The following is a 26301-nucleotide window of genomic DNA, read 5'->3' as shown; positions in this document are numbered from 1 at the left end:
GCGGAAAGCTTGCAAGCGAAGCGAGTTAGCCGGACGGGGGGGCAACACCGGCCTCCGCGCGATCAGCCCTCCGCGCGCAGCGGCAGCATCAGCGAGGCGGTCGTCCCTACGCCCTGCCGGCTCTCGATGTCGAAGCGGCCACGGTGGCGCTCGACGATGTGCTTGACGATCGACAGGCCCAGCCCGGTTCCGCCCACCGCGCGGCTGCGACTGGTATCGGCGCGGTAGAAGCGCTCGGTCACGCGCGGCAGGTGTTCGGGGCCGATGCCCTCGCCCTCGTCGCGCACGGTGACGAGCACCCAGCCGGTGCTGGCGGCCTCCACAGAGACTTCCACGGGGCCCTCGGGCTTCGCATACTTGCGCGCATTGTCGATGAGGTTGCGCAGGACCTGCGAAAGCTGGCCGCGATCGCCCGCGATGACCGCTTCGGACTGGTTGGCCCGGACATGGACTTCCATCGTGCCCTTGAACTCGCCCGCCACTTCGTGCGCCAGTGCGACGACATCGACGGTGTCCGAAGGCGCCTCGTGCTTCACCGCCTCGATGCGCGAAAGCGACATGAGGTCCGAAATCAGCGCCTGCATCCGCTGCGCCTCATGGCGGATGGTGCCGAGGAAGCGGTTGCGCAACGCCTCGTCGCCGCCCGCCTTGGGGTTCATCAGCGTCTCGCAGTAGCCGATGACGCTGGCGAGCGGAGTGCGCAGTTCGTGGCTGGCATTGGCGACGAAGTCGGCGTGGGACTTGGCCACGCTGACCCGCTCCGACAAGTCGTAGAGGCTGACCAGCCGCTCGTAGAGGCCGACCACCTTGCAGTCGACTTCCCACACCGACCCGCCGGTGGACAGCCCCTTCACCCGCGCCGAGCCGCCCTCGTCGCTGAGGATCGCGGCGACCGCGCGCGGCTCGCGAATGGCGATGCGCACGTCCTGCCCGACGATATGCGCGCCCAGCAGTGCCTTCGCCGCGCTGTTGGCGAAGCGCACCTGCCCCCGCACGATCATCATCGCGGGTGTCTGGAGGTGTTCGAGGAGGTGGACGCCCTCGATGCTCATGCCTGTAATGCTCCTGAGGTCGCGGTGGGTGTGCACCGAAGATTCAAATCCGCGCGTGACATGGTTCCAAGACACTATTGTTGCAACATTCGTATTCACCAACGCCGGAAATGACATTTCCGTGTCCATTCACCCTGCGGCAAGTTTGGAAAACGTGCTTGCGGCGCCCGAGTGCCCTAGCGCTCGGCGGCGGCCTTTGTTATGGCGCAACCGCATGGCGGTCCGCCCACAAGTGGACATGACGCCATGCAGCCTTGAGAACAATCATCAACGGCTGCGAGGAGGAGCGCGGTCGTCCGGTGGAAAGGGTACCGTGACGCAATTCACTTCCGATCGCCTGCTCCTCTTCGGCGCCACGGGCGATCTTTCACGCAGGATGCTCCTCCCTTCGCTTTGCGCGCTCGACGCGGAAGGCCTGCTGGGTCCTGACATCGAAATTATCGGAACCGCCCGGTCGGACATGGACGACCAGGGCTTCCGCAACTTCGCGCGCGAATCGCTGGAGCAGTTCCTGCCCGCCGGTCGCCGAGGCAGCCTGGCGCAGTTCCTCAACCGGCTGAGCTACCAGCCGCTCGACGCCAACGACATCGACAGCTTTCACGCGCTGGCGCAGAAGGTGGGCACCCCGACGCAGGGCCTGTCGATCTTCCTGTCCACCGCGCCCAGCCTGTTCGAACCGACCATCCACGGCCTCGAAAAGAGCGGCCTCGCCAGCGGCAACGTGCGCATCGGGCTCGAAAAGCCGCTCGGGGTGGACCTCGCATCGAGCAAGGTCATCAATGACGCGGTGGCCAGCGCCTTCCCCGAGGACCGGATCTTCCGGATTGACCACTATCTCGGCAAGGAGACGGTGCAGAACATCCTGGCATTGCGTTTCGCCAACCTGATGTTCGAGCCGCTGTGGAACGCCGCGCACATCGACCACGTGCAGATCACCGTGGCCGAGACCGTGGGCCTCGAATCGCGCGTCGCCTACTACGACGACAGCGGCGCCTTGCGCGACATGGTGCAGAACCACATGCTCCAGCTGCTCGCGCTCGTGGCGATGGAGCCGCCGGTTTCGTACAACGCCACCTCGATCCGCAATGAGAAGGTCAAGGTCCTCCACTCGCTGCGCAAGGTGAAGCCCGAGGAAACCGTCACCGGCCAGTACCGCGCCGGCGCGATCACCGGCAAGGCCGTGCCCGGCTATGATGAAGAGCTCGGCAAGGATTCGAACACCGAAACCTTCGTCGCGATCAAGGGCTTCATCGACAACTGGCGCTGGCAGGGCGTGCCCTTCTACATGCGCACCGGCAAGCGCCTGCCCAAGCGCACGACCGAGATCGTCGTGCAATTCCGCGACGTTCCGCACTCGATCTTCCACGGCAAGGGCGCGAAGACGGTGCCCAACCGCCTCGTCATCGGCATCCAGCCGGAAGAGAACATCACCCTCTCGCTCATGGCCAAGGTGCCGGGGCTGGACCGTGACGGCTACGGCCTGCGCTCGGTGCCGCTGGCGATCACCCGCCCCGACGCCTTCGCCGACCACCAGCGCCGCATCGCCTACGAACGCCTGCTGCTCGACCTCATCGAAGGCGACCAGACCCTGTTCGTGCGCCGCGACGAAGTGGAAGCCCAATGGGAATGGATCGACGCGATCCGCTCCGGCTGGGAGGAACAGGCGCAGGAGCCCAAGACTTACACTGCAGGAAGCTGGGGCCCGTCCGCCGCGATCGCCCTCGCCGAACGTGACGGAGTGACCTGGCACGAGTAACCTCGTGTCAGCCTTCAAGTTTGCTTGAGCAGGCCGTTCATAGGCCAGAATATAGCGATTGACACCGGTTACCTTCCCGCCCACATGCGGGGCGGGAAGAGCCGGATGTCGCGAAAGACCAGGAGTAGACCATGACCAACCTCCACCCGGTGGTCGCGCGCGTCACCGACCGTATCATCGAACGGTCGAAGGACAGCCGCGCGCGCTATCTCGACATGATCGCCCGCGAGACGGACCGCCATTCCGACCGCAGCTTCCTCTCGTGCTCGAACCTCGCGCACGGCTTCGCCGCCTCGGGCGAGGACAAGGCGACGATCGCCGGGAACAAGGCGGTAAACCTCGGCATCGTCACCGCTTACAACGACATGCTCTCGGCCCATCAGCCCTATGGCCGCTACCCCGAGCAGATGAAGCTGTTCGCGCGCGAAGTCGGCGCCACCGCGCAAGTCGCCGGCGGCGTGCCCGCCATGTGCGACGGCGTGACGCAGGGGTTCGACGGCATGGAACTGTCATTGTTCAGCCGCGACGTCATCGCGCTGTCCACCGGCGTCGCCCTCTCCCACGCGATGTTCGACGGCATGGCACTGCTGGGCATCTGCGACAAGATCGTCCCCGGCCTCGTCATCGGCGCGCTGCGCTTCGGCCACCTGCCCGCGATCTTCGTGCCTTCGGGTCCGATGCCCACCGGCATCTCCAACAAGGAGAAGCAGAAGGTCCGCCAGCTCTACGCCGAGGGCAAGGTCGGCCGCGAGGAACTGCTCGCCAGCGAAAGCGCCAGCTATCACTCGCCGGGCACCTGCACCTTCTACGGCACCGCCAACTCCAATCAGATGATGATGGAGATGATGGGCCTGCACATGCCGAACGCAGCGTTCGTGCCGCCCAACACCCCGCTGCGCACCGCGCTGACCCGCTCGGCCACGCACCGTCTGGCGGCGATGACTCGCAAGGGCGAGGACTATCGGCCGATGGCGCAGGTCGTGGACGAGAAGGCGATCGTCAATGCCATCGCCGGTCTGCTGGCCACGGGCGGCTCGACCAACCACGCGATCCACCTGCCCGCCATGGCGCGCGCGGGCGGCATCCTGATCGACTGGCAGGACTTCGACGAGCTTTCGGCCGTCGTGCCGCTCATCACCCGCGCCTATCCCAACGGCTCGGGCGACGTGAACCACTTCCACGCAGCGGGCGGCATGGCCTGGGTGATCCGCGAACTGCTCGACGGCGGCCTCGCTCACCGCGACATCCTGACCGTGGCCGAAGGCGGCATGTCCGCCTACGCCGACGAGCCGGTGATGGTCGACGGCGAACTCGCGTGGACTCCGGCGCCCACCGTCAGCGGCGACGACACGATGCTGCGCCCGGTCTCCAACCCGTTCCTGCCGGATGGGGGCATGCGTCTGGTCGACGGCAACCTCGGTCGCGGCACCTTCAAGACCAGCGCGGTCGATGCCGAACGCTGGACGATCGAGGCGCCCTGCCGCGTGTTCGACGATCAGGAAGGCGTGGCGAAGGCATTCAAGGCCGGTGAACTGGACAAGGACGTCATCGTCGTCGTCCGCTTCCAGGGCCCCCGCGCCAACGGCATGCCCGAACTGCACAAGCTGACCCCGCCGCTGGGCGTGCTGCAGGATCGCGGCCACAAGGTCGCGCTCGTGACGGACGGGCGCATGTCGGGCGCTTCGGGCAAGGTGCCCGCCGCCATCCACGTCACCCCGGAAGCCTTCGCAGGCGGCCCGCTGGCGTACCTGCGCGATGGCGATATCGTGCGTCTCTCGGCCGAGGACGGCACCATCTCCACCACCGCCGACCTCTCGGGCCGCGAACCCGCCCCGACCCCGCCGCCCGCGATGGGCACCGGCCGCGAACTCTTCGCGATGTTCCGCATCAATGCGTCGAGCGCCGAACACGGCGGCTCGTCGATGCTGGAGGTTGCCGGGCTGTGACGACGGAAATCGTGGCCGTCGACATCGGCGGCACCCATGCCCGCTTCGCCATCGCCACCATCGGCGATGACGGCAGGATCACGCTGGGCGAACCCGCCACGCTGCACACCAAGGACCACGGCAGCTTCCAGTTGGCGTGGGAGGCGTTCCGCGCCATGAACGGCGGCGCCCTGCCCGATGCCGTCGCCATGTCGGTGGCAGGCCCGGTCGGCAACGAGGTGATCAAGTTCACCAACAACCCCTGGATCCTGCGCCCCGCAAAGATCCAGGAGATGCTTGGCCCCACGCGCCAGACCATCATCAACGACTTCGCCGCCGTCGCCCACGCCGTCGCCTGCGCGGACGAGAGCGACTTCCTCTACCTAACCGGCCCGGACGAGGCGCTGCCCGCATCGGGCACGCTCAGCATCCTCGGCCCGGGCACCGGCCTTGGCGTCGCGCACCTCTACCGTGACGGCAAGGGCAGCTACCACGTTCAGGCGACCGAGGGTGGTCACACCGACTACGCCCCGCTCGACCTGATCGAGGACGCGATCCTCGCCCGCCTGCGCAAGCGCCACACCCGCGTCTCGGTGGAACGCATTGTCTCCGGTCCTGGTATCGTCGATATCTATGCGACGCTCGCCGCCATGGAGCACAAGGCCATCCACGAACTCTCCGACGTCGAGATCTGGACCGCCGCCGCAGAGGGCACGGACAGCCTTGCCGTCGCCGCCGTGGACCGCTTCTGCCTCGCGCTCGGCGCGGCGGCGGGCGACTGCGCGCTGGCACAGGGCGCCAGCGGCGTCGTCATCGCCGGTGGCCTTGGCTACCGCATCCGCGAGACCATCAAGACCTCGGGCTTTGCCGAGCGTTTCCGCGCCAAGGGCCGCTTTGCCGGCCTGATGGCCACCCTGCCCGTCAAGCTCATCACTCACCCGCAGCCCGGCCTGTTCGGCGCGGCGGCCGCATTCGCAAGGGAGCACCTCCAGTAATGACTACCGTATCCGAAGCCGTCGAGAAGGTCATGCGCCTCGCCCCGGTGATCCCGGTTCTGGTCATCGAGGACATCGAGCACGCCCTGCCGATCGCAGAGGCGCTCGTCGCCGGCGGCCTGCCCGCGCTGGAGGTGACGCTGCGCACCGAATGCGCGATCGAGGCGATCAGGATCATGAAGCAGGTTCCCGGCGCCGTCGTCGGCGCGGGCACGGTGCTGACGCCTGACGACCTCAAGCGTTCGATCGACGCGGGCGCCGAATTCATCGTCTCGCCCGGCCTGACGCCGAACCTCGCCGAAGCGGCCTACAAGTCGAAGGTCCCGTTCCTGCCCGGCACCGCCAACGCCAGCGACGTGATGTTCGCACTGGAATGCGGGTTCGATCGCCTCAAGTTCTTCCCGGCGATGGCCGCAGGCGGTCCGCCCGCGCTGAAGGCGATCTCCGCCCCGCTGATGGCCGCAAAGTTCTGCCCGACCGGCGGCGTCACTCCGCAGAACGCGCCCGAATGGCTGGCGCTGGACGCGGTGATCTGCGTCGGCGGCAGCTGGATGGTCCCCAAGGGTAAGCCGGACGTTGCGAAGATCGAAGCCGAAGCGCGCCTCGCAGCGGGCCTCGCTCGCTGATGGCGGCCGAGGGCAAGGGCGCATTGGCGCTGGGCACCGTCGACGAACTCGACGCGCGCCTGAAGGAGCTGCACAAGCTCACGGCGGTGACGCCGCTGTTCAACCCCGTGTTCCAGCTGGGTCTGGAACTGTCGCGGGCTCTGGAAAACGGCGAAATGTCCCTCGACGACATCGAGGCGCTCGTCGCCGAGATGGAATGCGAGGGCCTGCGCGCCCGCGCCGCCCGGCTCGACCGCGTTCTCGGCACCGTGCCGATCGCAGACAACGACAAGGCGCTCGACGCCCTTGCCGCAAAGACCGCCGATGACGACGACTTCACCGCCTTCGCCGTGCGCTGGCAGCGCCCGGCGGCGCATGTCGTCTTCACCGCGCACCCCACGTTCCTGCTGAGCGAAGCCCAGACCGCGGCCGTCACCACCTCTGCCTCCAACGGCGATTTCAGCGTGGCCTCGGTCTGCGTAGCCTCCCCGGCGCGCGACACGATCACGCTCGATTCCGAGCATGACGCTGCAATGGCCGCCATGGCGCGCGGCCAGAAGGCGCGTGATCGCATCAACGCGCGCTTGTTCGACCTTGCCGCCGCCCGCTGGCCGAAGCGCTGGAAGGGCCTGAACCCGATGCCGGTGCGCTTCGCCCACTGGGTCGGCTACGACATGGACGGGCGCACGGACATTTCTTGGTCCACCTCGATCCGCTACCGGCTTGAGGAAAAGGCCCAGCGTCTGGCCGGTTATGCCGAGGCGCTGGCGCAGGTCGCGCCCGAAATCGTCGCGCAACTGTCGCGCGCCCACGCGCACACCGCAGAGGCGGTGGCCGCCTTCAAGCAGGATCTCACTGACCCCGAAGCACTGTCCGCCGCCGCCAACGGCCTCACCGCCGAGCACGCCGACAAGATCGTCAGCCTCGAAGGCGTGATCACCCGGCTTGAGGACGAAGCCCGCCACGCCGATCAGGAGCAGGCCCGCGCCATGCTCGTCACCGCCGCCGCCATGCGCGCCGACGGGCTCGGCATGGGCGGCATCCACTTCCGCGTGAACGCATCGCAGCTGCAGAACGCGATCCGCCGCCGCATCGATCCGGACGGCAAGCTCAGCCTTGCCAGCCAGGCCGCGCTGGTGCGCATGCGCGAGTTGCTGGCTGAAGTGAAGCCGCTCAAGTCCAACTTCGCCGCGCTGGCGATCGAGAACTCGACCGCCGTGCGCCAGTTCCTCGCGATGGCGCAGATCCTCGCCCACATCGACGCCGACGCACCGATCCGCATGCTCGTCGCCGAGTGCGAGGAGCCGACCACCGTGCTTGCCGCGCTCTATTTCGCGCGCATGTTCGGGATCGACGACAAGGTCGACGTCTCACCGCTGTTCGAGACGGAATCCGCGCTGGAGCACGGCGGCCGCTTCCTCGACGCGGTGCTGGCCGAGCCCGCCTACCGCGACTACGCAAGGCGGCGCGGCCGCGTCTCGATCCAGACCGGCTTCTCCGACGCGGGCCGCTTCGTGGGCCAGGTGCCCGCCGCCCTCGCCATCGAACGCCTGCAGGGCCGCCTGTCGGAAGCGATGGCCGCCAACGGCCTGTCGGACGTCTGCGCGCTGATCTTCAACACCGGCGGCGAATCGATGGGCCGGGGCTGCCACCCCTCCAGCATCGACGACCGGTTCGACTGGCAGCTGTCCCCTTGGGCGCGCCGCCGCTTCCTGCGCGCAGGGATCAGGCTGGAGCCCGAAGTCAGCTTCCAGGGCGGCGACGGCTACCTCTGGTTCGGCTCGGACGAACTGGCGCTGGCCACCCTCACCCGCATGGCCGAGCGCCCGCTGTGGGACGCCGACGTCAATGTGCCGACGGACCTGTTCTACCGCCGCACCGACCTCAGCCTCGACTTCTACCGCGCGATCCGTTCGGTGCAGCACGAGCATCTGGAAAGCTCGACCTACAGCCGGGCGATCACCGCGTTCGGGCTGGGACTGCTGAACGATACCGGTAGCCGCAAGTCGCGCCGCCAGTCGGACCTCGCCTCCGACCGGTCGATGAACCTGCGCCAGATCCGCGCGATCCCGCACAACGCGATCCTGCAGCAGCTGGGCTATCCGGTGAACGTGATCGCCGGGATCGGCACGGCGGCGGACGGCAACCGCGAGGAAATCGGCGGACTTCTGCGCGAATCCGCGCGTGGTCGCCAGATCGTGCGCCTTGCCCGCGCCGCCAATGCGCTGGCCTCGATCAAGACCGTCTCGGCTTATGGCGAGCTGTTCAACTCAGCCTACTGGGCCAGCCGCCCCTATCGCGGCGGTGAGGAGAACATCTCCGACGCCTGCCTCAAGCTGGCCGAGTACCTGACCAAGGACGACCGCGCCGGTGTCTACCGCCGCCTCGCCTCGCGCCTGCGCGTCGACGCGCTGAAGCTGCACCGCCTGCTCGATCTCGTCCCCGACGAGGCCCCGCAGAAGGATCGCGAGCATACGCGCCGTTCGCTCGGCGTGCTCCATGCGCTGCGCATCGCTCTGTTCCAGCACATGTTCCTGCGCTCGGTCATGACCCCGCAGTTCAGCCGCGCCAACGACATCAGCCGCGACGACGTGCTGGAGATGTTCTTCACCCTGCGCGTGGAGGACGGCCTGGCCCAGCTGCGCCGCGCCTTCCCGGTGCATTTCCCCTCGATCAGCGACTTCGCGGTGGATGCGCCCAGCGACTACCCGGATTCGAGCGCGACGGGCTATGCGCAGATCCACAAGGACTTCATCGACCCGATCGCGCGGTCATACGCCCTGTCGCTGCGGATCACCACAGCGCTGGCGAACGAGTTCGGCGCGCACGGGTGACGGGGGTTTGAGGGTGTGGCTGCCAAGCCGGAACCACGCCCTCCCACACCTGTAACGCCCCCGTCACCCTGAACTCGTTTCAGAGTCCATCGAGCAATGGGTGCCGAAGCGTCGTGCTCACGCCGCGCTGTCGGTTTGCTGATCCAGCTACCGCGCTATCGGCGAAATGGACCCTGAAACGAGTTCAGGGTGACGGGAAATAGGTGAAAGATCGCGGGTCCGGGCTAGCCCCGCGTCCTCACGGCTTTCAGTTCCGCCATCAGAACCGCGACCATCTCGGCTGCAGGCATCGTCCGCGCCAGCGGAGCGCCCTGTCCGGCCCACTGCGCGCCGAACCCGTACTCGCCTTTTGCCTTGGCCGCAGCATTCAGCGCCTTCCCGGCGTGGTAGGTGATTGGATAGTCCGGCACCTGCCGCCCGCCCACCTCTGCTGCGAGCGCCGTGAACCGGTTCGCCAGCGCCCGCGCGGGGCGCCCCGAAACAAGCGGCGTCAATGTCGTATGCCACGCACCCGGCCCCTTGAGCGCCCCGCGATAGCCCTCGTCCGCCGCCGATTCCGGGCAATCGATGAAGGCGGTCCCGAGTTGCGCCGCCACCGCGCCGAGATCGAGCGCGGCGGCGATCCCGGCGCCGTCCATGATGCCGCCCGCGGCAATCACCGGCAGTCCGGCTTCGCGCACCAGCAGCCGGGTAAGCGCCGTCGTGCCGAGTTCGGGATCGGACGCTCCGGGATCGAACATGCCGCGATGGCCGCCCGCCTCGATCCCCTGCGCGACCACGGCGTCGATCCCGGCGACCGCGATGGCGCGCGCTTCATCGATATTCGTCGCCGTTGCCAGCAGCACGATTCCCCGCTCGCGCAAGGCGGCGATGGCCTGAGCATCAGGCAAGCCGAAATGAAAGCTCACCACCGGCGGCCTGGTCTCCAGCAACATCGCCAGCATCGCAGGATCGTCCGCGAAACTCGTGTAAGGCGACTGCAGAGCTTGTGGCGGTTCGGCCCCGAACTCGGCGAAGAGCGGGCGCAGCCAATCCAGCCATGCCCTCTCCACCTCGATATCGGCGACTGGTGTACGATGGACGAACAGGTTCACGTTGAAGGGGCGATCGGTGCGCTCGCGCACCTCCGCAATCATGGCCTGCGCGCTGCTCGCATCCGTTGCGCCGACGCCGATCGAGCCGAGCGCCCCTGCATTCGAGACTTCCGCCGCCAACAGCGCAGTGCTGGTCCCGGCCATCGGCGCCTGGATGAGGGGCAGGCTTACGTCCAGCCTTTCGAGAAAAGACATGACCCACTCCGTCAATTGACTTGATGGCCTTCTAAGCACCTGCCGTGAAAAGGCAAAGATTCTGCCTCGTCAGCTTCTTTCGCAGGGGCATGGACTTCCGCAAACGGCTTTCCTATGTTTCCCGCTGACGCAATAAATGAATAACGGGGGATCGATGATTCCTGCATTTTCCGACTTTGGAACGCTCGCTCGCCTGCTGGCGCCGATTGTCGGCGAGGCAAAGGCGCAAGAGGCTCTGCAGACACTTCGGATCGCGCCGGAACTGGCCGGATCGGCCGAGCGCGCCAGCCGCGCCCAAGTGGCAATGGCGCTGAACGCCGCGCTTTTCCTCGACCTTCTGGCGCGCGTGCCGACCGCCGCGCGCTATGTCGAGCGGATGCGCGCTGCCGGGGAGCCGATCGTCTTCGACCATGGCGCCCTGCGCACGATCGACGGCACAACCGGCGCCCTGCCCTCTGGACACGAGGCATTCGGCCGTTTCCTCGCGCCGCTGGGCTACGAAGTGCGCGGGCTTTACCCACTGCCTGCGCTGACGATGACGGGGCGCGCCTATGTGCAGGTCGATCTGCCCGCCGAGGTGCCGCAGTTCTTCGTTTCCGAACTCCACATCGACCAGCTTCCCGACACCGCGCAGGCCGCCGCAACCGCCATTTTCGGGGCTTCTGCCGATCCTTTGGGCGAAGCCGAGCGGGCTGCTCTCGATGCGCTCTCGCGCGATGGGGACTGTTCGATCGAGGACGGCATCACCATGCTGCGCGGCGCCCTGCGCGCCTTCGACCGGCAGCATCCCGCCCCTGCCCTCGCCGACTACGAGGCGCTGCTGAAGCACAGCAAGGAAGGTGCCTGGATCGCCACCGAGGGCAATGCCTTCAACCATGCGACCACCCGCGTGCCTGACGTCGAGGCCCATGCCGAGGCTTTGAAATCAGAGGGTTACCCGCTGAAACCGGCCGTGGAGATTTCCCGCAACGGCCGGGTTCGCCAGACCGCGATCCTTGCCGACAAGGTCGCGCGGCCCTTCCGCCTGCCCGACGGCAGCGAGGGCATCCGCGAGGTTCCGGGCTCGTTCTACGAGTTCATTTCACGCGACATCGACCCCGAGACCGGCCTCCTCGACCTCACTTTCGACAGCGGCAATGCAACCGGAATCTTCGCGGTGACGAGGGAGCAGGCATGAATACCCTCAAATCCTTCGCCCCGGTTGACGGCACGCTCGTGTGGGAAGGCGAAGTTACTGATTTTGAAGCGGTTTCCGCCGCCTTGCTGCGGGCTCGCAAGGCATTCGGCGCGTGGTCGCGCCTTGGCACCCAACGGCACCTAGAGGTGGTGCAAAGGTACAAAGAGGCCCTCGAAGCCCGCAAGGATGCGCTTGCCGAGACCATAGCACGCGAAACCGGCAAACCGCTCTGGGAAACCCGCACCGAAGTCGCCTCGATGATCGGCAAAGTCGGCATCTCGATCGCGGCGCAGGCCGAACGCGCGGGCGAGAAGCGCACCGACATGCCGTTCGGTCAGGCCGTGCTGCGCCACCGCCCCCATGGCGTGATGGCGGTGCTCGGGCCGTTCAACTTTCCCGGCCATTTGCCCAACGGCCACATCGTCCCGGCCCTGCTCGCGGGCAACACGGTGGTCTTCAAGCCCTCCGAGATGACGCCCGCGACCGGCGCGCTGATGGCCGAGTGCTGGGCCGAAGCTCTGGTGGATCATCCCCACGTCTTCCAGTGCATCCAGGGCGGGCGCGAAATCGGCGAGGCGCTGGTGGCGGGCGAGATCGACGGACTGCTGTTCACCGGCTCGGCGGGCGCGGGCGCGCATTTCCGGCGGATCTTCGCCGACCGGCCCGACGTGATCCTCGCGCTCGAACTGGGCGGCAACAATCCGCTCGTCGCGTGGGACGGCGACGTGGACGAGGCCGCCTCGGTCGTCGTGCAGTCGGCCTTCATCACCACTGGCCAGCGCTGCTCCTGCGCACGGCGGCTGATCGTGCCCGACAACACGTTCGGCTCTGCGCTGGTGGAGGCCGTCGCGGCCCTCGCCGACCGCATCTTCATCGGCGCCTGGAACGAGACGCCCGAGCCGTGGATCGGCCCGCTCATCTCCGATGCCGCTGCCAATGCCGCCAAGGCCCGCTTCGACGGCTTGGTCGAGCGCGGAGCCAGGGTCATCCGCCCCTTCACCGGGGTCGAGGGCCGCTCCGCCGCCTTCGTCACCCCGGCCATGCTCGACGTGACCGGCGTGTTCGTGCCCGATGAGGAAATCTTCGCGCCCGTCCTGCAAGTCAGCCGCGTGCCCGACTTCGACGCCGCGATCGAGGCCGCGAACAACACCCGCTTCGGCCTCTCCGCCGGGCTCGTCAGCGCCGACGACGCGCTGTGGGAGCGCTTCCTCGCCGAGTGCCGCGCGGGCGTGGTCAACCGCAACCGTCCGACCACCGGCGCGGCGGGCTCGATGCCCTTCGGCGGCCTTGGCGAGAGCGGCAACCACCGGCCGAGCGCTTACTATGCCGCCGATTACTGCGCCTACCCGGTCGCCAGCTTCGAGGCCGCCGACGCCTCGGGCAACGTCGGTGCACTCAACGGCAAGCTCAGGCCATGAGCGCGCTGTCGGGCGAGGAACTGGACCTGCTCGAACCGATCGAGCACGCGCCGATCCTCGACCGGACGCTGGACTGGGCCGCGATCAACAGCGGCACCGGCAACCTCGACGGCCTTGCGGCGATGGCCGAACGGCTGGCCCACGCCTTCGCCGCGCTGCCGGGCGAGGTCCGCCTCGTCGATCCCGCGCCGGTCGAGAAAGTCGATGGCAAGGGCCAGTTGCGCGAGGTCGGTCACGGTCGCCACCTTGTCCTGTCGGTTCGCCCGGAGGCCGACCACCGGGTGATCCTGACCGGCCACATGGACACCGTCTACGCCCGCGAGCACCCGTTCCAGACCTGCACCTGGCTGGACGCGGACACCCTGAACGGCCCCGGAACCGCCGACATGAAGGGCGGCCTGTCGCTGATGTTCGCGGGACTTCTCGCCTTCGAGCACGGTACGCCGATGATGGGCTACGACGTGCTCATCAACAGCGACGAGGAAACGGGCTCGCTGTCCTCCGCCGCGCTGATCGAAAGTCTCGCGCAGGGCAAGCTGGCGGCGCTGACCTATGAGCCTGGCCTTCCCGACGGCTCGATGGCCCGCGCGCGGCCGGGTTCGGGCAATTACGCCGCCGTCGTCACCGGGCTTTCCGCTCATGCCGGGCGCAATCCGCAGGACGGGCGCAATGCCCTGCTCGCCGCCAGCGACCTCGCGCTGCGCCTTGCGGCGGGCATTCGCGACGGCCTGACCATCAACCCCGCGCGGATCGAGGGCGGCGCGCCCAACAACACCGTGCCCGACCTCGCGATCCTGCACTTCAACTTGCGCCCACGCTCACCGGAACTGGCGGAAGTCGCCCGCGTGCTGGTGGACGAAGCGGTGGCACACGTGAGCGCCGCGCATGACGTGCACATCCACCTTCACGGCCATGTCTCGCGCCCGCCCAAGCCGATCACGCCGAAGACCGAGGCGCTGTTCGGCCTCGTCAGCCGTGCCGCCACCGATCTGGGTCAGCCGATGCGCTGGCAGGACACCGGCGGCGTGTGCGACGGCAACAACATCGCCGCCTGCGGCGTTCCCGTGCTCGACACCATGGGGGTGCTGGGCGGCTCTATCCATTCACCGCAGGAGTTCATGATCGCCAGTTCGCTAGACGCCCGCGCCCGCCTCACGGCCTTGGTCCTGCACCGTCTGGATCGGGGGGCACTGCACGCATGACTTTCTTGCTGCGCACCGCGCGCGAGGGCGACCTTGAAGCGCTCTACCGCATGGCCAAGGGTACCGGCGGCGGCTTCACCAACCTGCCGCCCGACAAGCCGACGCTGAAAGCCAAGCTGGAACGCGCCGCCAGATGCTTCGCCCGCGACGACGGCGAAATCGCCAACGACCTGTTCGCCTTCATCCTCGAAGACACCGAAACCGGGAAGGTGCGCGGCACCTGCCAGGCGTTCTCGCAAGTCGGCACCGAGCTGCCGTTCTACTCCTACCGCATCGGCCGCATCACGCAGCATTCCAAGGAACTCGACCGCACCTTCCGCGCCGAGATGCTGACGCTCTCCACCGACCTCGATGGGGCGAGCGAAGTGGGCGGGCTCTACCTCGACGCCACCGAGCGGTCGGCGGGCGTCGGCAAGCTGCTGGCGCGCAGCCGCTACCTGTTCATCGCCATGCACCGCGAGCGCTTCGGCGAGACGACCCTGGCCGAACTGCGCGGCGCTATCGACGATGCGGGCAACTCGCCGTTCTGGGATGGCCTCGCGGGCCGCTTCTTCGACATGAGCTTTCGCGACGCCGACGAGTTCAACGCCAAGCACGGCAACCAGTTCATCGCCGACCTGATGCCCAAGCATCCGATCTACACCGCGCTGCTCTCCGAGGGCGCGCGGCAGGTGATGGGGCAGCCGCACTATTCCGGACGCCCGGCGATGCGGATGCTGGAAAGCGAGGGCTTCGCCTTCCAGAACTACATCGACATCTTCGACGGCGGCCCGACGATGATCGCGAAGACCGATGGCATCCGCACGGTGAAGGCGGCGAAGACGGTCGAGGTATCGGCGGTGGTTCCCGTGCTTGAGGGCGAGCCTACACACCTGATCGCGACCGGGCGGCTGGCGGATTTCCGCGCCTGTCTTGGTAGCGTGAGCGACAACGGCGCGCTGGACGAGGCGGCGGCGGCGTTGCTGGGGATCGGCGTGGGCGATGCAGTGACGGTCGCTCCGGCTTGAGCGGATAAGCCGCGCGCGTGGCGGGGGCTTCGACAAGCTCAGCCTGAGCGGGTTGAGAGCAGGTCTTCGCCCCCCTGCGCTGGCTGAGCGGAATTGAGAGCAGGTCTTTAAATCCCGCTCAGGCTGAGCTTGTCGAAGCCCCCGCCGAACACGCCCCGCCCAAAACCATTTTCCTACACCGCCCCGGAAAGCTAGGCTCCCCGAATGCGCACAGAAATCAACTTCGACGGCATCGTCGGCCCCAGCCACAACTACGCAGGGCTAAGCCTCGGCAACCTTGCCTCGACGAAGAACTTCGGCAAGGTTTCCGCCCCGCGCGCCGCCGCGCTGCAGGGGCTGGCGAAGATGCGCGCCAACCTTGAGCGCGGGCTGGCGCAGGGATTCTTCCTCCCCCAGCGCCGCCCGGACGAGGTGTGGCTCCGTCAGCTCGGCACCAGCGTCGAGGCCGCGAGCGCGGTGCTGCGCGCCAATGCCTTGTCGGCCTCCTCGATGTGGGCTGCGAACGCGGCCACCGTCTCGCCCGCTGCTGACACCGCCGACGGCCGCTGCCACCTCACCGTCGCGAACCTCGTGACGATGCCCCACCGCAGCCACGAATGGCGCGAAACGCTGGCGCAGCTGCAGATCGCCTTCGCCAACGAGGCCCATTTCGCCATCCACGCGCCGGTCCCTGCGCCGTTCGGCGACGAAGGCGCGGCCAATCACATGCGGCTGTGCGCAGGCCATGACACGCCCGGCGTCGAGGTCTTCGTTTACGGCGTGACCGGAGGCCCCTACCCCGCCCGCCAGCACCGCGAGGCAAGCGAAGCCGTCGCCCGCATCCACGGCCTCGATCCGGCACGCACGGTCTTCGCCCGCCAGTCGGACGAGGCGATCGCGGCGGGCGCGTTCCACAACGACGTCGTCGCCGTCGCCAACGAGCGGGTGCTGTTCACTCACGAACTCGCCTTCGCCGACCGCGATGCCCTCTATGCCGAGCTACGCGCGAAGCTGCCCGAGATCGAGATCGTCGAAGTCCCCGCCGCCGAGGTCAGCCTGGCCGACGCGATCGCCTCGTACCTGTTCAACGCCCAGCTGGTGACGCTGCCCTCCGGAGAGGCCGCGCTGGTGCTCCCCGGCGAGGCGCGCGAGACGCCCTCGGTCTGGCGCTGGCTGGAGGCGCATGTCGCGGGGAACGGCCCGATCCGCCACCTCTTCGTCCACGACCTGCGCGAGAGCATGGCCAATGGCGGCGGCCCCGCATGCCTGCGCCTGCGCGTGGTGGCAGACCCGGCGACGGTCGACCCGCGCTTCATCGCAGGCGCCGAAAAGCTGGACCGGATCGAGGCGCTGGTCGCCCGCCTCTGGCCCGAACACATCGCAGTGGAGGACCTCGCCAGTCCGGCGCTATGGGCCGCCTGCGTCGAAGCCCGCTCTGCCCTGTGCGCGGAACTGGGGCTGGAGGAACTGGCAGGGTAGCACCCACTTGCGCGAGCGCCATGGCGAGTTCCGCTTTTTGCAATAGCTCCGCCGCACGATGGCTACATATTGAGACCATGCCCCAACTCCCCGATCCCATCCGCGCCGCCATCTTCGACATGGACGGCACCCTCATCGCCACCGAAGCCGCGCACCACCGCAGCTACACGCTGACGGCCGAGGCGATCGGGTGGCCGCTGGGGGAGGACGTGCTCGACGCGATGGTCGGTATCAGCCGCGATCTCAACGAAAAGATGCTCGCCGAACGCCTCGGGCCGGAGTTTCCGCTGGCGCGCTTCTATGACGAAGCGGACGCGCTGTTCATGTCCATGCTCGACCGGGGCGTCGAACTGCGCCCCGGCGCGGTCCTGATCCTCGAGCATTTCCGCGCGGCGGGCATCCCGATGGCCCTGTGCACCTCAACCAACGGCGGGCTGGCCGAGCGGCGGCTGGAGAAGGCCGGGCTGCTCGACTACTTCGACGTCATCGTCACCCGCAGCGACGTGACCCTGCCCAAGCCGAGCCCGGAACCCTACCTGCTCGCCGCCAGCCGCCTCGGCCTCGATCCGGCGCAGTGCCTGGCGGTGGAGGACAGCTATGCGGGCGTGCTGTCCTCCACCTCGGCCGGGATCGCCACGATCATGGTGCCCGACCTGCTCCCCGCGACCGAGGAGATGACCGCGGCCGGGGCGATGGTGCTGCCGAGCCTCGACGCGCTGCGCGAATTGCTCATGGCGCCGGTCGAGGGCTGACCGTCGCCCCGGTGGCCTCGGGCTGATGGTCCGGGTGCGCCGCCAGGAATTCCGGCAGTTCCAGACACGCCGCCTCGATCCTTGTGAGGTGCGGATAGCCTGAAAGGTCGAACGCGAAGCGCCGCGCGTTGTAGAGTTGCGGCAGGGCGACGCACTCGAAGTAGCCCGGCGCGCCGAACAGGAAATCGCCCGCACCACGCTGCGCCAGCCGCGCTTCCACGCCGGTCAGGGTCTTCTCCAGCCAGTGCCAGTACCACAAGTCCACCTCCGCCTGCGTATGGCCGAGGTCGTGCTTGAGGTACTGCAGCACCGGCAGGTTGAGCGGCGCATGCAGTTCCGTCGCGATCGCCGAGGCGAGTTCGCGCGCCATGAAGCGCTCCTCGATGCCCTCGGGCAGCAGCGGGCGTTCGGGAAAGCGCTCGTCCAGCCATTCGAGGATCGCCATCGACTGCGCCCGCGCCGCGCCGTCGGCCTCCAGCACCGGCACGCCCGCGAAGGGGTTCAGCGCCCGATAACCCTCGCCCCGATGCTCGCCCGCCAGCAGGTTCACCGGCACGTTCTCATGGTCGAGCCGCTTGAGGTTCAGCGCGATGCGGACCCGGTAGCTCGTCGAACTGCGCCAGTAGCCGTGGAGCCGCAGCATGGCACTCAGCTTTCCGCCGCGATCTTCTCGTGCAGCCACGCCGCATGGCGCGGCGCCTTGCGGGTGCGCGCCCATTCGTCGAGCATGTCGTCGGCGACGGCCCGCAGCGAGGCCATCTGGTCCACGGTGCCGAACTGCCAGGCCAGTTCGAGGCGGTGGCCGTTGGGATCGAAGAAGTAGATCGACTTGAACACGCCGTGATGCGTCGGGCCGATCACGTCCAGCCCGGCGGCCTCGGCGCGGGCCTTGGCGGAGAGGAGGTCGCCCTCGCTGTCCACCTTGAAGGCGATGTGCTGCACCCACGCGGGGGTAGCCTCGTCGCGGCCCATGTCGGGTGCATTGGGCAGCTCGAAGAAGGCCAGCACATTGCCGCCGCCGCAGTCGAGGAAGACGTGCATGTAGGGATCGGGCGCGCCGGTGGAGGGCACCGTGTCCTCCGCGATCGCCAGCATGAAATCCATGCCGAGCACGTTGCGGTAGAAATCCACGGTCTGCTTGGCGTCCTTGCAGCGGTAGGCCACGTGATGGATGCCGCCGAGGGTGGGTGCGGTATTGGTCATTGGTTCTCTCCCGATCTTTCCCCCTTGCCCCGTCATTGCGAGCGTAGCGAAGCAATCCAAGGCAGTATTGAGCCGCCCTGGATTGCTTCGCTACGCTCGCAATGACGAGAAGGGGTGGGTCATGTCACTCCGCCGGTTCGCTCACCTTTAGCACACCGCGCCGGATCTGGTCGCGTTCCATGCTCTCGAACAGCGCCTTGAAGTTGCCGTTGCCGAAACCGTCGTCGCCGCGCCGCTCGATGAACTCGAAGAACACCGGCCCGACGCGCGCCTCGGCGAAAATCTGCAGCAGCAGGCGGGGCTGGCCGCCGTCGACCGTGCCGTCGAGCAGGATGCCGCGCATCTTCAGCGACTCGGTCGGCTGGCCGTGACCGGGCAGGCGCTCCTCCAGCATCTCGTAATAGGTCTCGGGCGGCGCGGTCATGAACGGCACGCCGAGCGCCTTGAGCTTGTCCCACGCGCCGAGAAGATCGTCGCAGATCAGCGCGATATGCTGGATGCCCTCGCCGTTGAAGGCGCGCAGGAATTCGTCGATTTGGCCCTTCCCGCCCTCGGCTTCCTCGTTGAGCGGGATGCGGATCTTGCCGTCAGGCGCGGTCAGCGCGCGGCTGGTGAGACCGGTGTATTCGCCCTTGATGTCGAAGTATCGGATTTCGCGGAAGTTGAAGAGCTTCTCGTAATAATCGGCCCAGTAGGCCATGCGCCCGCCGTAGACATTGTGGGTCAGGTGATCGATCTCCGCAAAGCCCGCGCCCGCCGGGTGGCGATCGACGCCGGGCAGGTAATCGAAGTCGATGTCGTAGATCGACAGCGCACCGTCGCCGCCGCGCTCGTAGCGGTCGATCAGGTAGATGATCGAATTGCCGATGCCGCGAATGCCCGGCAAGTGCAGTTCCATCGGCCCGGTCGCCACCTGCACCGGCTCGGCCGAGCGCGCCAGCAGTTCGGCATAGGCGGCGCGCGCATCGCGCACGCGAAAACCCATGCCGCAGGCCGAAGGACCATGCTCGCGGCTGAAGAACCACGCGGGGCTGCCCGGCTCGTAATTGGTGATGAAGTTGATCGAACCCTGCCGCCACAGCTCCACGTCCTTGGAGCGGTGGCGCGCGATGCGGGTGAAGCCCATGGCCTCGAACACCGGCTCCAGCACGCCCTTCTCCGGCGCGGAGAATTCCACAAACTCGAACCCGTCGAGACCGATGGGATTGTCGAAAAGGTCGGTCATGCGAGTGCTCCTATCGGGGTTTCCTGCGGCAGCGCTTCGCCTGCCGGTAGCGGCGGTTCGTGCCGCCAGGTTTCGTAAACGGGGCCGAAATCGAGGCTGACGAGCGCCTCGATCAGCTGCGGCAGGCTTTCGAGAACGAAGTATGTCTTCTGGAAGCTGTCGATCATGTAGCCGGTGCGCATGACCCGCACCGGGGCGAACGGCAGGCGCAGCACATCGCGGTCCTCGATCGAAAAGCGCGTTTCGCCCGAGGAGGAGATGATGCCCGCGCCGAAGACCTTCAGGGCGCCGTTTTCGCGCACCAGCCCGAACTCGATGGTGTACCAGTAGATACGGGCCAGCATGTCGAGCGCGCCCATCGCCATCGCCCGCGCCCCGGCCTTGCCGTAAAGCTCCAGGAAATCGGCGATGGTGGGGTCGAGCAGCATCGGCACATGGCCGAAGAAGTCATGGAAGACGTCGGGCTCGGCGAGGTAGTCGAGTTCGTGCTCCTCGCGCAGCCAGCGGGTCACCGGGAAGCGGCGGTGCGCAAGGTGGTCGAAGAACACCGCGTCGGGGATGAAGCCCGGCACCGCGACCAGCCGCCAGCCGGTCGCCGCCTGCAGCACGCGGTTGGCGTCGGCGAAGCGCGGGATGCCCCCGGCACAGTCCAGCCGCGCCAGCCCTTCGCGGAACGAGGCGCAGGCATGAGTGCGGACCAGCGCGGACTGGCGCGCGTAGAGGCGGCGCCAGCGCGCGTGCATCTCCGGGGTATAGGCATGCCAATCCTGCGCGACGGTATAATCGTCGGCGGCGCCTTCGTACTCTCCCCGAAGGCCGCTGTTTGACGTGATCGTCGACGGCGTCTTCATGAAAGTACAATACCAGAGCACCCCCTTCAGTTCCGTGCGATTGCGAGGGCGTAGAGACGTGCTATTGGTGGAATCGCCCAAGAAAATCGATCTGGAAAGGTGATCCGTGCAACTGGACGAATTCGATCGCGGGATCATCGCTGCCCTGCAGGAAGACGCGCGCATGCCGGTGGCGCAAGTGGCGGAACGGGTGGCGCTGTCCGCCACGCCGGTCAGCCGCCGCATCAAGCGACTGGAGGATGAAGGCGTGATCCGGGGCTATGCGCCGGTGCTCGACCCGAGGCGGCTGGGCTTCGAGTTGGAAGCCTACGTGCTCATCAACCTCGTCGCGCACGTGGATGAGAACATCGCCCGCTTCGAGCAGGCGATTGCCGAAAATCCGCACGTCATCGCCTGCCATGCGGTGACCGGGGACATGGACTATCTGGTGCGAGTGATCGCGCGCAACGTGGAGCATCTCTCGCAGATCACGCTGCGCACCTTGCTGCGGATACCGGGGGTGCGGGACGTGAAGTCGATCATCGTGCTGGAGACGATCAAGGAAGACCGCGCGGTGCCGGTGGAGTGACCCGTACAAAGCACTCCCCGCTCCCATAAACAAGTTCAGGGTGACGGCGGGTTGGAACGAAGGTCTGTACCACCGGGGCTTCGACAAGCTCAGCCTGAGCGGGGTTGAAAGGTTTACCTTAACCCCGCTCACCCTGAGCTTGTCGAAGGGTCACCGCCCCAGCAGGTTCCGCGCCTGACTGGCGATCTGCGCCAGCATCGCGGGCGTGATCGCCACGGCATTCTCCGCGCGGTGGACGATGCCCCGGAAGGCATCGATCGCGCTCTTGTGCTGGCGGCCCCATTCCTCGGTGGCGGCGAGCGGATCGCTCTTGCCCGCCTTGGTCCGGGCAAGGCCGCGCAGGAAGTCCAGCCGCATCTGCTGGAAATCGCGCGCGAGACCCGCGACCAGCAGCCGCTCCCACGGGTCCGACGGGCTCATCAGCGCCGCCGAAGCCTGCGCCCAGTCCAGCCCCAGCCCCGCGCCGATCCGCGTGAAGGCCGTAACCAGACGACGCGGCGCGATCCCCGTCTCCGCCGACAGCGAGGCGATCCCCACCGCGCCGTCGAGGTCGAACAGGTGCGCCACTTCGGTCGCCACATCCTCGGGCGCGCCCAGATCGACCAGCCCGTCACGCAGCTTGCGCGAATGCGCGGCGATGCGCTCTCCGAGCAGTTCCGCCGTGTCGGTCGAGAGCGCAGCGATGCCCTTCTCCAGCCTTGCCGCCAGTTCGGACGGGGCGATCTGGCCCGCACCCGCGCGCAGCAGGTCGGCCATGTGCCCGCGCACCGCGACCGCCACGGTATCGAACAGCGCAACACGCGCGGGCTCTGCCATGGGCGCGGTTTCCAGCTTCTCCCACAGCGCGGTGAGCCCCAGCAGCCCGTCCGCCAGCGCGAAGGCCGCCGCGACTTGCGACAAGTGCGCGCCCTCTTCTTCCGCCAGTTCGAACGGCGTGACGATGCCGAGGCGGTTGACGATGCAGTTGGCCAGCTTGGTCGCGATGATCTCCTTCGCGAGGCGGTGGCCCTTGATGAACTTGCCGAACTTGTCCTGCATCGGCTGCGGGAAGGCGGCGAGCAGCAGCCCGGTCAGCGCCGGATCGGCGGCCAGCGCGCTGTCCTCGATCGCAGCCTGAAGCTGCAGCTTGCCGCTGGAGAGCAGCACCGCCAGTTCGGGCCGGGTCAGCCCGCGTCCATCCTGCGCGCGGCGGCTGAGCACGTCGTTGTCGGCCAGCCCCTCGGTCTTGCGATCCAGATGCCCGCTTTCCTCCATCGTTTCGATCAGGCGGATGTGCGAAGGGATCGCCTGCGCCCCGCCGCGCTCGGCGATGGAGAGCGCGAGGGCCTGCAGGCGGTTGTCCTCCAGCACCAGTGCCGCGACCTCGTCGGTCATCGCGCGCAGCAGTTCGACGCGCTTCTTCTCGGGCAGCTTGCCCGCGCGCTTGGCGGCGGCGAGGGCGATCTTGATGTTGACCTCGTTGTCCGAGCAGTCGACGCCCGCCGAGTTGTCGATGAAGTCGGCGTTGATGCGCCCGCCGCGTGATGCGAACTCGATCCGCCCCGCCTGCGTGACGCCAAGGTTCGCGCCCTCGCCGATCACCTTCACGCGCAGTTCGTTGCCGCTGACGCGCAGGGCGTCATTGGTGGGATCGCCGACCTGCACATTGTTTTCGGCCGAGGACTTCACGTAAGTACCGATGCCGCCGAACCACAGCAGGTCCACCGGCGCTGAGAGGATCGCGGTGATGAGCGAATCCGGGTCGATCTCGGTAGCCGAGATGTCCAGCGCCGCGCGCACTTCCTCGCTCAGCGGGATCGACTTGAGGCTGCGCGGGAAGACGCCGCCGCCCTTCGAGATCAGCGCCTTGTCGTAGTCGTTCCAGCTCGACACCGGCAGGTCGAACAGGCGCTGCCGCTCGGCCCAGGCCTTCGCCGGATCGGGTTCGGGGTCGAGGAAGATGTGGCGGTGGTCGAAGGCGGCCACGAGCTTCAATGCCTTCGACAACAGCATGCCGTTGCCGAACACGTCGCCGGACATGTCGCCGCAGCCGATCACGCGGACCGGATCGACCTGCACGTCCACGCCCATTTCCAGGAAGTGGCGCTGGACCGAAAGCCACGCGCCCTTGGCGGTGATGCCCATCGCCTTGTGGTCGTAGCCGTTCGAGCCGCCGCTGGCGAAGGCATCGTCGAGCCAGAAGTCGCGGCGGTCGGCGATGCCGTTGGCGACGTCGGAGAACTTGGCCGTGCCCTTGTCGGCGGCGACGACGAAGTAGGGGTCCTCGCCGTCACGGATCACGACGCCCTCGGGGTGCACCACCTTGTCGCCGACGATGTTGTCGGTGATCGACAGCAGCGTGTCGACGAAGACCTCGTAGCTCGCCTGACCTTCGGCCGCCCATGCGGCGCGGTCGCGCGAAGGATCAGGAAGCTGCTTGGGGTAGAAGCCGCCCTTGGCGCCGGTCGGCACGATCACCGCGTTCTTGACGCGCTGCGCCTTCATCAGGCCGAGGATCTCGACGCGGAAGTCGTCGCGGCGGTCGGACCAGCGCAGGCCGCCGCGCGCCACCGGCCCGGCGCGCAAGTGAATGCCCTCGACCCGCCGCGAATAGACGAAGATCTCGCGCCATGGCACCGGCTTGGGCAGGCCCGGAACGAGCGCGGAATCGAACTTGAACGCCAGCGCCGTCTCGCCCGCTGCAGCAAAGGCATTTGTGCGCAGCATGGCGAGCACGATGTCGCGGAAGGCGCGCAGCAAACGGTCGTCGTTGATCGCGTTGACGTTCGCCAGACCGACCCGGATCGCCTCTTCGGCTGCGCCGCGCGCCTCGGCCCGGTCACCCTCGAACGCGGGGTCGTGAAGGGCGCGGAACAGCGCGATGATCGCGGTGGTGACGGCGGGCGCGCCCTGCAGCGCATCGACCACGGTGGGGATGCCGAAGTGCGTCCCCGCCTGCCGCAAGTAGCGATACCAGGCGCGCAGCCAGTTCGCTTCGCCACTATCAAGCCCGAGGCCGGGGACGAGGCGGTTGAAGGCATCGTTCTCGCCCGAACCGTTAAGCACGGCGCGCAGCGCGTCCTCGATCGAGGCGGCCTGATCGAGCACGTCTGCGGGCGCGCGGCCGTCGAGCGTTTCCAGCACGAAGTCGTGGATCACGCCGAGCTTGCCCTTCTCCAGAGCGGTCGGCACTTCGGCGATGACGCGGAAGCCGAAGTTCTCCAGCGCGGGCACCGCATCGGACAGCGGCAAGCCGCCTTCGGACTGGTAGATCTTGAGGTGGACCCAGGTTTCGGGATCGCCCTCGCGCTTGTGGAAGCGCACGTCGCGATGCGCGGCGGCCTCACCCTCGGTGCCTTCGCCGACCGCGATGCGGCGCAGCACGGCAATGTCGGTCGCGGCTTCGTGCGGGCCGAAATCGGTGCGGTAGCCGATCGGGAACGCCTCGGCATAGCGGCCCGCGACGGCGGCCGCGCGGCCCGGCTCCAGCATCGTCGCCAGTGCCGCCTCGACCGCCTCGGTCCAGCCGCGCAGCAGGGTCTGGAGGTTGTGGTCCAGCTCCTCTTCGGAAGGCTCATGCACGCCCTCGCGAATGTCGAGGGTATAGCGCAGCATCGCAAGGTTGCCCGCCTCGACCTGCATGCTCCAGTCGAGCGTCGGGGCCTGCGCGGCCTCCTCGATCATGGTCTGGATGCGGCGCTGCATCTGGGTGGAGAGCAGATCGCGCGGCAGCCACACGAAGGCGAACAAGTGGCGCATCAGCGGCGAGCGGGTGAGCAGCAGGCGCGGACGCGGACGGTCGACGAGGCCCGTCATGGTCATCGCCAGACGCTCGACGTCGGCCTCACCCAGCCCCAGCACGAGGTCATGCGGCAGGCTGGTCAGCGCGTGGGCGAGCGCCTTGCCGGTGTGGCCCTTGGGGTCGAACTCCAGGCGCTCGGCGAAGGCGGCGAGGTGGCGGCGCAGGCGGGGCACGCGGTCGGGCGGGGTAGCGAGCGCGGCGCTCGTCCAGATGCCCGCGTGGACCGACAGCGCGGTGACCTTGCCCTGCTCGATCACGGGCACGAGGAACAGGTCCATCGGCACGCGGCGGTGGACGGTGGCGATGCGGTTGGCCTTGACCACCAGCGGCGCGCTGACCTTGCCAGCCGCCAGCGCCTCGTCGAAGGCCGCGAAGGCGCGGTCGTAGCTGGCGTCGGACAGCACGTCCTCCTGACGGCGGCGGCAGATGCCGAGGCGCGCCTTGCGGCTGCCGTCGCGGCCCCGCGTTACGTGTCCGAGCTGGGTCAGCATGGTCCCCGCGAACCAGCGCAGCAGTTCGGCGCCCTCTGTATCCTCGATCCGGTCCGCATCGGCGCGCATCGCCTCGACCATCTGCGGCCAGTCGGTGACCGCGGCGCGCACGTCGGCCATGGCGCTTTCGAGCGCGCGCAGCAGTTCGCGGCGCTGGCGGGCGTCGCCGCGCGGGGTTTCGATGTAGATCATCGACTCGCGGCCGGTCGCCTCGGCCGGGTCGGCGGGAATGTCGATCAGGCGGCCCTTGTCGTCGCGGCGCACCGGCACGACCGGGTGCGCTAGGCGATCGATCACCAGCCCGGCCTCGGCCAGTACGGCGGCGGCCGAGTCGACGAGGAACGGCATGTCGTCGTTGATCAGCGCGATACGCAGGATGCGGCGCTCCTCGCTGGCGGACGTCAGGTCGATGACCGCCTCGCCCGCCTCGCGCACTTCGGCGGTGGCCAACAGGAAGCGCACGGCCTCGTCGATCCAGTTACCCTCAGGGTCATCGCCGGGGAGCAGCGCGTCGCAGACCTCTCCGGCGAGCGCCTTGTGCAAGGCGGCGGGCGAGAGAGCCCCCCGCTTCTTCGAAGCCTTTTTGGGGACGGTCAGTTCGCCTGCGCTCATTGCTTTCTCCGCGATCTTCCAACGTGTGCCGTGCCTGCTTCTTGCGCGTCAGGACTGCGGCCCATTGATACTTAGGGTGACCATATAGGCCGGTAGGATG

At 67.8% G+C, this 26301-nt stretch carries 19 protein-coding genes; 12 read left to right on the top strand and 7 right to left on the bottom strand.

The window, feature by feature from the left end:
* Nucleotides 1-62: 62 nt before the first annotated feature.
* Nucleotides 63-1052 carry a sensor histidine kinase gene (locus tag ACODRZ_RS11465; RefSeq protein WP_271184558.1) on the bottom strand — a complete coding sequence of 330 codons (990 nt, stop codon included), beginning with the start codon at nt 1050-1052 and terminating at the stop codon, nt 63-65.
* A gap of 313 nt (nt 1053-1365) precedes the next feature.
* On the opposite strand from ACODRZ_RS11465, the gene zwf reads away from it, so the two are divergent.
* From zwf to ACODRZ_RS11440, 5 genes are all read left to right on the top strand, one after another.
* The gene (zwf, locus tag ACODRZ_RS11460; protein WP_488970261.1) at nt 1366-2808 is read left to right on the top strand and encodes a glucose-6-phosphate dehydrogenase; all 1443 of its coding nucleotides are present in this window, start codon (nt 1366-1368) and stop codon (nt 2806-2808) included.
* A gap of 131 nt (nt 2809-2939) precedes the next feature.
* Nucleotides 2940-4754: a phosphogluconate dehydratase gene (gene edd, locus ACODRZ_RS11455; RefSeq protein ID WP_488970262.1), complete on the top strand. Its 1815-nt coding sequence runs from the start codon at nt 2940-2942 to the stop codon at nt 4752-4754.
* Entirely contained in the window at nt 4751-5728 is a 978-nt protein-coding gene (locus tag ACODRZ_RS11450; RefSeq protein ID WP_488970263.1) for a glucokinase, read from the top strand. The genes edd and ACODRZ_RS11450 overlap by 4 nt, the downstream gene beginning before the upstream one ends.
* Nucleotides 5728-6354 (top strand): bifunctional 4-hydroxy-2-oxoglutarate aldolase/2-dehydro-3-deoxy-phosphogluconate aldolase, encoded by a 627-nt coding sequence (gene eda, locus ACODRZ_RS11445; protein ID WP_488970264.1) that lies wholly within the window; start codon nt 5728-5730, stop codon nt 6352-6354. The genes ACODRZ_RS11450 and eda overlap by 1 nt, the downstream gene beginning before the upstream one ends.
* The gene (locus ACODRZ_RS11440; protein ID WP_488970265.1) at nt 6354-9167 is read left to right on the top strand and encodes a phosphoenolpyruvate carboxylase; all 2814 of its coding nucleotides are present in this window, start codon (nt 6354-6356) and stop codon (nt 9165-9167) included. Before eda ends, ACODRZ_RS11440 begins: the two co-directional genes overlap by 1 nt.
* Nucleotides 9168-9391: 224 nt before the next feature.
* On the opposite strand, the gene ACODRZ_RS11435 is transcribed toward ACODRZ_RS11440, so the two are convergent.
* Nucleotides 9392-10456 (bottom strand): NAD(P)H-dependent flavin oxidoreductase, encoded by a 1065-nt coding sequence (locus ACODRZ_RS11435; RefSeq protein WP_488970266.1) that lies wholly within the window; start codon nt 10454-10456, stop codon nt 9392-9394.
* A gap of 154 nt (nt 10457-10610) precedes the next feature.
* On the opposite strand from ACODRZ_RS11435, the gene ACODRZ_RS11430 reads away from it, so the two are divergent.
* The 6 genes from ACODRZ_RS11430 (at nt 10611) to ACODRZ_RS11405 (ending at nt 17470) form a co-directional block, all read left to right on the top strand.
* Nucleotides 10611-11633, top strand: a complete 1023-nt coding sequence (locus tag ACODRZ_RS11430; RefSeq protein WP_488970267.1) for a 2-oxoadipate dioxygenase/decarboxylase family protein — start codon at nt 10611-10613, stop codon at nt 11631-11633.
* Nucleotides 11630-13051: a succinylglutamate-semialdehyde dehydrogenase gene (gene astD, locus ACODRZ_RS11425; protein ID WP_488970268.1), complete on the top strand. Its 1422-nt coding sequence runs from the start codon at nt 11630-11632 to the stop codon at nt 13049-13051. Before ACODRZ_RS11430 ends, astD begins: the two co-directional genes overlap by 4 nt.
* Entirely contained in the window at nt 13048-14253 is a 1206-nt protein-coding gene (locus ACODRZ_RS11420; protein WP_488970269.1) for a hydrolase, read from the top strand. The genes astD and ACODRZ_RS11420 overlap by 4 nt, the downstream gene beginning before the upstream one ends.
* Nucleotides 14250-15260: an arginine N-succinyltransferase gene (locus tag ACODRZ_RS11415; protein WP_488970270.1), complete on the top strand. Its 1011-nt coding sequence runs from the start codon at nt 14250-14252 to the stop codon at nt 15258-15260. The genes ACODRZ_RS11420 and ACODRZ_RS11415 overlap by 4 nt, the downstream gene beginning before the upstream one ends.
* 204 nt (nt 15261-15464) lie before the next feature.
* Nucleotides 15465-16718, top strand: coding sequence for an N-succinylarginine dihydrolase (locus ACODRZ_RS11410; protein ID WP_488970271.1), 1254 nt, complete (start codon nt 15465-15467; stop codon nt 16716-16718).
* Between the two features lie 77 nt (nt 16719-16795).
* A complete protein-coding gene (locus tag ACODRZ_RS11405) occupies nt 16796-17470 on the top strand; it encodes an HAD family hydrolase (RefSeq protein ID WP_488970272.1) in 675 nt (224 codons plus the stop codon).
* On the opposite strand, the gene maiA is transcribed toward ACODRZ_RS11405, so the two are convergent.
* From maiA to phhA, 4 genes are all read right to left on the bottom strand, one after another.
* Nucleotides 17448-18113, bottom strand: coding sequence for a maleylacetoacetate isomerase (gene maiA / locus ACODRZ_RS11400; protein WP_488970273.1), 666 nt, complete (start codon nt 18111-18113; stop codon nt 17448-17450). The genes ACODRZ_RS11405 and maiA overlap by 23 nt on opposite strands.
* A 5-nt stretch (nt 18114-18118) precedes the next feature.
* Nucleotides 18119-18673 carry a VOC family protein gene (locus tag ACODRZ_RS11395; protein WP_488970274.1) on the bottom strand — a complete coding sequence of 185 codons (555 nt, stop codon included), beginning with the start codon at nt 18671-18673 and terminating at the stop codon, nt 18119-18121.
* 124 nt (nt 18674-18797) lie between these two features.
* Nucleotides 18798-19898 (bottom strand): 4-hydroxyphenylpyruvate dioxygenase, encoded by a 1101-nt coding sequence (gene hppD / locus ACODRZ_RS11390; protein ID WP_488970275.1) that lies wholly within the window; start codon nt 19896-19898, stop codon nt 18798-18800.
* Nucleotides 19895-20749 (bottom strand): phenylalanine 4-monooxygenase, encoded by an 855-nt coding sequence (gene phhA / locus ACODRZ_RS11385; protein WP_488970276.1) that lies wholly within the window; start codon nt 20747-20749, stop codon nt 19895-19897. The genes hppD and phhA overlap by 4 nt, the downstream gene beginning before the upstream one ends.
* A gap of 106 nt (nt 20750-20855) precedes the next feature.
* Between phhA and ACODRZ_RS11380 the strand changes: the two genes are divergently transcribed.
* Nucleotides 20856-21317 carry an Lrp/AsnC family transcriptional regulator gene (locus ACODRZ_RS11380; protein WP_488970277.1) on the top strand — a complete coding sequence of 154 codons (462 nt, stop codon included), beginning with the start codon at nt 20856-20858 and terminating at the stop codon, nt 21315-21317.
* A gap of 150 nt (nt 21318-21467) precedes the next feature.
* Here ACODRZ_RS11380 and ACODRZ_RS11375 read toward each other — a convergent pair whose 3' ends face one another.
* Nucleotides 21468-26201, bottom strand: coding sequence for an NAD-glutamate dehydrogenase domain-containing protein (locus ACODRZ_RS11375; RefSeq protein ID WP_488970278.1), 4734 nt, complete (start codon nt 26199-26201; stop codon nt 21468-21470).
* Nucleotides 26202-26301 lie beyond the last annotated feature (100 nt).

It is taken from the genome of Novosphingobium sp. FG90 (assembly GCF_057808725.1).
This window is presented reverse-complemented; position numbering and strand designations above follow the sequence as displayed.

Excerpts from the sequence above, each read along its gene's own strand:
- edd (WP_488970262.1), top strand. The coding sequence starts at position 2,940 with ATGACCAACCTCCACCCGGTGGTCGCGCGCGTCACCGACCGTATCATC.
- hppD (WP_488970275.1), bottom strand. The coding sequence starts at position 19,898 with ATGACCGACCTTTTCGACAATCCCATCGGTCTCGACGGGTTCGAGTTT.
- phhA (WP_488970276.1), bottom strand. The coding sequence starts at position 20,749 with ATGAAGACGCCGTCGACGATCACGTCAAACAGCGGCCTTCGGGGAGAG.
- ACODRZ_RS11420 (WP_488970269.1), top strand. The coding sequence starts at position 13,048 with ATGAGCGCGCTGTCGGGCGAGGAACTGGACCTGCTCGAACCGATCGAG.
- ACODRZ_RS11395 (WP_488970274.1), bottom strand. The coding sequence starts at position 18,673 with ATGACCAATACCGCACCCACCCTCGGCGGCATCCATCACGTGGCCTAC.
- maiA (WP_488970273.1), bottom strand. The coding sequence starts at position 18,113 with ATGCTGCGGCTCCACGGCTACTGGCGCAGTTCGACGAGCTACCGGGTC.
- ACODRZ_RS11435 (WP_488970266.1), bottom strand. The coding sequence starts at position 10,456 with ATGTCTTTTCTCGAAAGGCTGGACGTAAGCCTGCCCCTCATCCAGGCG.
- ACODRZ_RS11430 (WP_488970267.1), top strand. The coding sequence starts at position 10,611 with ATGATTCCTGCATTTTCCGACTTTGGAACGCTCGCTCGCCTGCTGGCG.
- ACODRZ_RS11375 (WP_488970278.1), bottom strand. The coding sequence starts at position 26,201 with ATGAGCGCAGGCGAACTGACCGTCCCCAAAAAGGCTTCGAAGAAGCGG.
- ACODRZ_RS11440 (WP_488970265.1), top strand. The coding sequence starts at position 6,354 with ATGGCGGCCGAGGGCAAGGGCGCATTGGCGCTGGGCACCGTCGACGAA.
- ACODRZ_RS11405 (WP_488970272.1), top strand. The coding sequence starts at position 16,796 with ATGCCCCAACTCCCCGATCCCATCCGCGCCGCCATCTTCGACATGGAC.
- ACODRZ_RS11465 (WP_271184558.1), bottom strand. The coding sequence starts at position 1,052 with ATGAGCATCGAGGGCGTCCACCTCCTCGAACACCTCCAGACACCCGCG.
- eda (WP_488970264.1), top strand. The coding sequence starts at position 5,728 with ATGACTACCGTATCCGAAGCCGTCGAGAAGGTCATGCGCCTCGCCCCG.
- ACODRZ_RS11410 (WP_488970271.1), top strand. The coding sequence starts at position 15,465 with ATGCGCACAGAAATCAACTTCGACGGCATCGTCGGCCCCAGCCACAAC.
- ACODRZ_RS11415 (WP_488970270.1), top strand. The coding sequence starts at position 14,250 with ATGACTTTCTTGCTGCGCACCGCGCGCGAGGGCGACCTTGAAGCGCTC.
- astD (WP_488970268.1), top strand. The coding sequence starts at position 11,630 with ATGAATACCCTCAAATCCTTCGCCCCGGTTGACGGCACGCTCGTGTGG.